Raw genomic sequence first — 2,763 nt, 5'->3', positions numbered from 1 at the left:
TGTGTGATGTGACTGCGTGCCTTTTGAAGAATGAGCCTGCGAGTTATGGTGTGTGGCGAGGTTAACCCGTGTGGGGGAGCCGTAGCGAAAGCGAGTCTGAAGAGGGCGTTTGAGTCGCATGCTGTAGACCCGAAGCGGAGTGATCTACGCATGGGCAGGTTGAAGCTCAGGTAAGACTGGGTGGAGGACCGAACCCACCAGGGTTGAAAACCTGGGGGATGATCTGTGTGTAGGGGTGAAAGGCCAATCAAACTCCGTGATAGCTGGTTCTCCCCGAAATGCATTTAGGTGCAGCGTTGCGTGTTTCTTGCCGGAGGTAGAGCACTGGATGGCTAATGGGCCCGACAAGGTTACTGACGTCAGCCAAACTCCGAATGCCGGTAAGTGAGAGCGTGGCAGTGAGACTGCGGGCGATAAGGTTCGTAGTCGAGAGGGAAACAGCCCAGATCACCGACTAAGGCCCCTAAGCGTGTGCTAAGTGGGAAAGGATGTGGAGTCGCAGAGACAACCAGGAGGTTGGCTTAGAAGCAGCCACCCTTGAAAGAGTGCGTAATAGCTCACTGGTCAAGTGATTCCGCGCCGACAATGTAGCGGGGCTCAAGTACACCGCCGAAGTCGTGGCATTGACTCTCATTCGTGGGGGTTGATGGGTAGGGGAGCGTCGTGCAGCCGGCGAAGCAGCAGAGTGATCTAGTTGTGGAGGCTGTGCGAGTGAGAATGCAGGCATGAGTAGCGAATCGAGGGTGAGAAACCCTCGCGCCGGATGACCAAGGGTTCCTGGGCCAGGCTAATCCGCCCAGGGTAAGTCGGGACCTAAGGCGAGGCCGACAGGCGTAGTCGATGGACAACGGGTTGATATTCCCGTACCCGCTTCAATGCGCCCATACTGAACCTCGTGATGCTAAGAGTCCTTAAGTCCGCTGGTCCTTCGGGACCGGTGTGAGGCTGAACGCTCGGTCCGATCGGGTAGTAGGTAAGCGATGGGGTGACGCAGGAAGGTAGTCCAGCCCAGGCGATGGTTGACCTGGGGTAAGCATGTAGGGAGTGAGGTAGGTAAATCCGCCTCGCATTAATCCTGAGATGTGATGCCGAGCCGATTGTGGTGAAGTGGATGATCCTATGCTGCCGAGAAAAGCCTCTAGTGAGTGTTGTGGCGGCCCGTACCCTAAACCGACTCAGGTGGTCAGGTAGAGAATACTAAGGCGATCGGGTGAACTGTGGTTAAGGAACTCGGCAAATTGCCCCCGTAACTTCGGGAGAAGGGGGGCCTCTGCTGGTGAACATCCTTGCGGTGGGAGCTGGTGGGGGCCGCAGTGGCCAGGGGGAAGCGACTGTTTACTAAAAACACAGGTCCGTGCGAAGTCGTAAGACGATGTATACGGACTGACGCCTGCCCGGTGCCGGAACGTTAAGGGGACCGCTTAGTTCAGCTTCGGCTGGGCGAAGGTGAGAACTTAAGCGCCGGTAAACGGCGGTGGTAACTATAACCATCCTAAGGTAGCGAAATTCCTTGTCGGGTAAGTTCCGACCTGCACGAATGGCGTAACGACTTCCCCGCTGTCTCAACCGCAGACCCGGCGAAATTGCACTACGAGTAAAGATGCTCGTTACGCGCAGCAGGACGGAAAGACCCCGGGACCTTCACTACAGCTTGACATTGGCGTTTGGAGCGTCTTGTGTAGGATAGGTGGGAGACTGGGAAGCTCGGACGCTAGTTCGGGTGGAGTCATTGGTGAAATACCACTCTGGTCGTTTTGAACGTCTAACTCTGGTCCGTGATCCGGATCGGGGACAGTGTCTGGTGGGTAGTTTAACTGGGGCGGTTGCCTCCTAAAGGGTAACGGAGGCGCCCAAAGGTTCCCTCAGCCTGGTTGGCAATCAGGTGTTGAGTGTAAGTGCACAAGGGAGCTTGACTGTGAGACTGACGGGTCGAGCAGGAGCGAAAGCTGGGACTAGTGATCCGGCATCGGCGTGTGGAAGCGGTGTCGCTCAACGGCTAAAAGGTACCCCGGGGATAACAGGCTGATCTTCCCCAAGAGTCCATATCGACGGGATGGTTTGGCACCTCGATGTCGGCTCGTCGCATCCTGGGGCTGGAGTAGGTCCCAAGGGTTGGGCTGTTCGCCCATTAAAGCGGTACGCGAGCTGGGTTTAGAACGTCGCGAGACAGTTCGGTCCCTATCCGCTGCGCGCGCAGGAGACTTGAAAGGGGCTGTCCCTAGTACGAGAGGACCGGGACGGACGAACCTCTGGTGTGCCAGTTGTACCGCCAGGTGCACGGCTGGTTGGCTACGTTCGGAAGGGATAACCGCTGAAAGCATCTAAGCGGGAAGCTCGCCTTGAGATGAGGTCTCCCACCCCGTGAGGGGGTAAGGCTCCCGGTAGACGACCGGGTTGATAGGCCGGAGGTGGAAGCACGGTAACGTGTGGAGCTGACCGGTACTAATAGGCCGAGGACTTGACCACAAAGCAACTTCTGTTTCTTTGTGCGTGTGTGTGCTGCGTTCTGTTACTCTTCGCCGGGTCCAGAACTGCGCCGCACCTGACAAAGGTTCAGAGATTTTCTTGCTCGCGTCCACTAAGCAATTCTGAGGCAGCAAACAGTGATGTTTGTGTGTTTCGGAGGGTTACGGCGGTTATGGCGGGAAGGAAACACCCGGTTACATTCCGAACCCGGAAGTTAAGCTTCCCTGCGCCGATGGTACTGCACTCGGGAGGGTGTGGGAGAGTAGGTCACCGCCGGACAATCTTTTGAGGAGAGGG

Annotated in this window: 1 rRNA gene and 1 other annotated feature (1 of these 2 only partly in view); the gene reads left to right on the top strand. The window is 56.9% G+C overall.

The features are described 5' to 3' along the window. Window positions 1-2,466 (top strand) — a sequence feature (most likely nonfunctional fraction of RNA operon) (it extends 1,727 nt beyond the left edge of the window). A 162-nt stretch (window positions 2,467-2,628) separates the two neighbouring features. Beyond that, window positions 2,629-2,745 (top strand): 5S ribosomal RNA (rrf, locus tag AB0C27_RS56070). The last annotated feature ends 18 nt before the right edge of the window (window positions 2,746-2,763 follow it).

Source organism: Nonomuraea sp. NPDC048882, assembly GCF_040649755.1.
Lineage (GTDB): Bacteria > Actinomycetota > Actinomycetes > Streptosporangiales > Streptosporangiaceae > Nonomuraea > Nonomuraea maheshkhaliensis.
This window is presented reverse-complemented; position numbering and strand designations above follow the sequence as displayed.